The sequence below is a fragment of the Streptomyces sp. SID14478 genome (assembly GCF_010548525.1).
Taxonomy (GTDB): domain Bacteria; phylum Actinomycetota; class Actinomycetes; order Streptomycetales; family Streptomycetaceae; genus Streptomyces.
Genome location: NZ_JAAGMG010001153.1, coordinates 1 through 2804, shown reverse-complemented (window position 1 = coordinate 2804; position 2804 = coordinate 1). Strand labels below are relative to the sequence as shown.

General features: G+C 71.7%; 3 protein-coding genes and 1 pseudogene. All 4 read left to right on the top strand.

Annotated elements, in window-relative coordinates; all coding sequences use genetic code 11:
* Nucleotides 1-490, top strand: a pseudogene (locus G3I40_RS37020) (A/G-specific adenine glycosylase); the annotation flags it as partial.
* Between the two features lie 176 nt (nt 491-666).
* A complete protein-coding gene (locus G3I40_RS37015) occupies nt 667-1218 on the top strand; it encodes a SigE family RNA polymerase sigma factor (protein ID WP_164559211.1) in 552 nt (183 codons plus the stop codon).
* Nucleotides 1206-1904 carry a hypothetical protein gene (locus tag G3I40_RS37010; protein ID WP_239092163.1) on the top strand — a complete coding sequence of 233 codons (699 nt, stop codon included), beginning with the start codon at nt 1206-1208 and terminating at the stop codon, nt 1902-1904. Before G3I40_RS37015 ends, G3I40_RS37010 begins: the two co-directional genes overlap by 13 nt.
* Nucleotides 1905-1919: 15 nt before the next feature.
* On the top strand, nt 1920-2648 hold the full coding sequence (cseB, locus tag G3I40_RS37005; RefSeq protein ID WP_164559210.1) for a two-component system response regulator CseB: 729 nt from the start codon (nt 1920-1922) through the stop codon (nt 2646-2648).
* The last annotated feature ends 156 nt before the right edge of the window (nt 2649-2804 follow it).

Genomic DNA, 2804 nt, shown 5'->3' with positions numbered 1-2804 from the left:
CGGGCAACGTCACGCCGTGCTCGACACGAACGTGCGACGCGTGCTGGCGCGGGCCGTGATGGGCGTGCAGTATCCGCCGAACGCGACGACCGCGGCCGAGCGCAAGCTCGCGCGGGCGCTGTTGCCCGCGGACGACGACACCGCCGCCAAGTGGGCCGCCGCGTCCATGGAGTTGGGCGCGCTGGTGTGCACGGCCAAGAACGAGGAGTGCCACCGGTGCCCGATCGCCGCGCAGTGCGCGTGGCAGCAGGCCGGCAAGCCCGCGCACGACGGGCCGCCGCGGCGCGCGCAGACGTACGCCGGGACGGACCGTCAGGTGCGCGGCAGGCTCCTCGCCGTGCTGCGGGAGGCGGTCTCGCCGGTGCCGCAGGCCGTGCTCGACCGGGTCTGGGAGGAGCCGGTGCAGCGGGCCCGCGCCCTCGACGGGCTGGTCGACGACGGTCTGGTGGAGCCGCTCGCGGGCGGTCTGTACCGGCTTCCGGTGGGGTGAGCCGGCGCGTTCCGCGGCCGCTCCCCCGGGTTCGTTACACAACCGACGGACAGCCGTGCGTTCGTCGAAGGCTGGAGCGGACAACGCCGTGACAACACCTCCGTAACTTCTTCCTCGTAACCGCACACGACCAGTGCGGACAAACGGGGATTGCAGGAAGCGGGAGGCGGTTGATCATGGCGCAGGGCAGCGAGGTGCTCGGGTTCGAGGAGTACGTCAGGACGCGGCAGGACGCTCTGCTGCGCAGCGCCCGGCGCCTGGTACCGGACCCCGTCGACGCCCAGGACCTCCTGCAGACCGCGCTCGTGCGGACGTACGGACGCTGGGACGGCATAGCCGACAAGCGACTGGCCGACGCCTACCTGCGCCGGGTCATGATCAACACGCGGACCGAGTGGTGGCGGGCCCGGAAGCTGGAGGAAGTGCCCACCGAGCAGCTTCCCGAGTCGGTCGTGGACGACTCGACCGAGCAGCACGCCGACCGGGCCCTGCTGATGGACATCATGAAGGTGCTGGCTCCGAAGCAGCGCAGTGTCGTGGTGCTGCGACACTGGGAGCAGATGTCCACAGAGGAGACGGCCGCCGCCCTCGGCATGTCGGCCGGAACCGTGAAGAGCACGCTGCACCGGGCGCTCGCCCGGCTCCGCGAGGAGCTGGAGAGCCGTGACCGCGAAGAGCTGGTGACCCGCGCGCTCGACCGTGAGGAGCAGGAGCGTTGCGCGGCCTAGGCACACGCGCCTTTCGGATTCGCAGGGTCCTGAGAGCCCTCAAGGCGGGGAGCACGGCGGTTGCCGGGCTCGCCGCCCTCGGGCTTTTCGTCGGGGCCCTCGCCGCCTGTTCGGCCGGAGGCACGGGCGCCCGGGACGAGGGCCCCGCCCGTACGGACCCGGTCGGCTCCGCCGCCTCCTCCGCCCCCTCCGCGACCTCGACACCCGCGCCCGCCCAGAGCCCGAAGACGGTCAACGCGGTGCACCTGGTGAAGGACGATCCCAAGGTCAGCGCGGACATCAAGCGCGATCTCAAGCCGTGCGTGGCGAACGAGTACCCGGTCGACGTGAGCTACGGCAACCTGACCGGCGGTGCGTCGAGCGACGTCGTCGTCAATGTGATGACCTGCGGCGACGCGGTCGGCATTGGGACGTACGTGTATCGCGACGAGGGCGGAAAGTACCAGAATGTCTTCCAGGCCGAGGAACCCCCGGTCTACGCGGAGATCGACCGAGGTGATCTGGTGGTCACCAAGCAGGTGTACGAGCAGGGCGACTCGGTCGCCTCTCCTTCGGGCGAGGAGGTCCTCACGTACCGCTGGCGCGGGGACCGCTTCGCCCAGGAGGGCCGCATCCACAACGACTACAGCCATGCCGTGGACGGGGAGTCCCCCACCCCCGCGGACGACGGGCTGAGCGCACCGTGAACGGACGGAGGATCCATGGGTGAGCGCAAGGGTGAGCAGACCCACGTGCTGTTCGTCGAGGACGACGACGTCATCCGCGAGGCCACCCAGCTCGCTCTGGAGCGCGACGGCTTCGTGGTGACCGCCATGCCCGACGGGCTGGCGGGCCTGGAGGCGTTCCGCGCGGACCGGCCGGACATCGCGCTGCTCGACGTGATGGTGCCCGGTCTGGACGGCGTCTCCCTGTGCCGCCGCATCCGCGACGAGTCGACGGTCCCGGTGATCATGCTCTCCGCGCGCGCCGACTCCATCGACGTCGTGCTCGGCCTGGAGGCGGGGGCCGACGACTACGTGACCAAGCCGTTCGACGGGGCCGTGCTCGTGGCCCGGATCCGCGCCGTACTGCGGCGCTTCGGGCACGCGGGCGGCCCGTCCGCCGCGGGCGCCTCCGGCACGGAGGAACCGGTCGCCACGGGCGGCGGCGTGCTGCACTTCGGCGACCTGGAGATCGACACGGAGGGCATGGAAGTGCGCAAGGACGGGACGCCGGTGGCGCTGACGCCCACCGAGATGCGGCTGCTCCTGGAGTTCTCCTCGGCGCCCGGCACCGTCCTGTCCCGAGACAAGCTCCTGGAGCGCGTGTGGGACTACGGCTGGGGCGGGGACACCCGCGTCGTCGACGTCCACGTCCAGCGGCTGCGCACGAAGATCGGCCAGGACCGGATCGAGACGGTCCGCGGCTTCGGCTACAAACTGAAGGCCTGAGCGGGCCGATGAGGCCGACAGGACCGATGGGGCCGACAGGACCGATGGGGCGGACAGGGAAGGGCATATGAGGGGGACGGCGGACGCTCCGCACCCGCGCGAGCCGATCGGCTCGGACGGCCGGGCCGCGGCGCTCGGGGCACCCCGGGCGGCCGG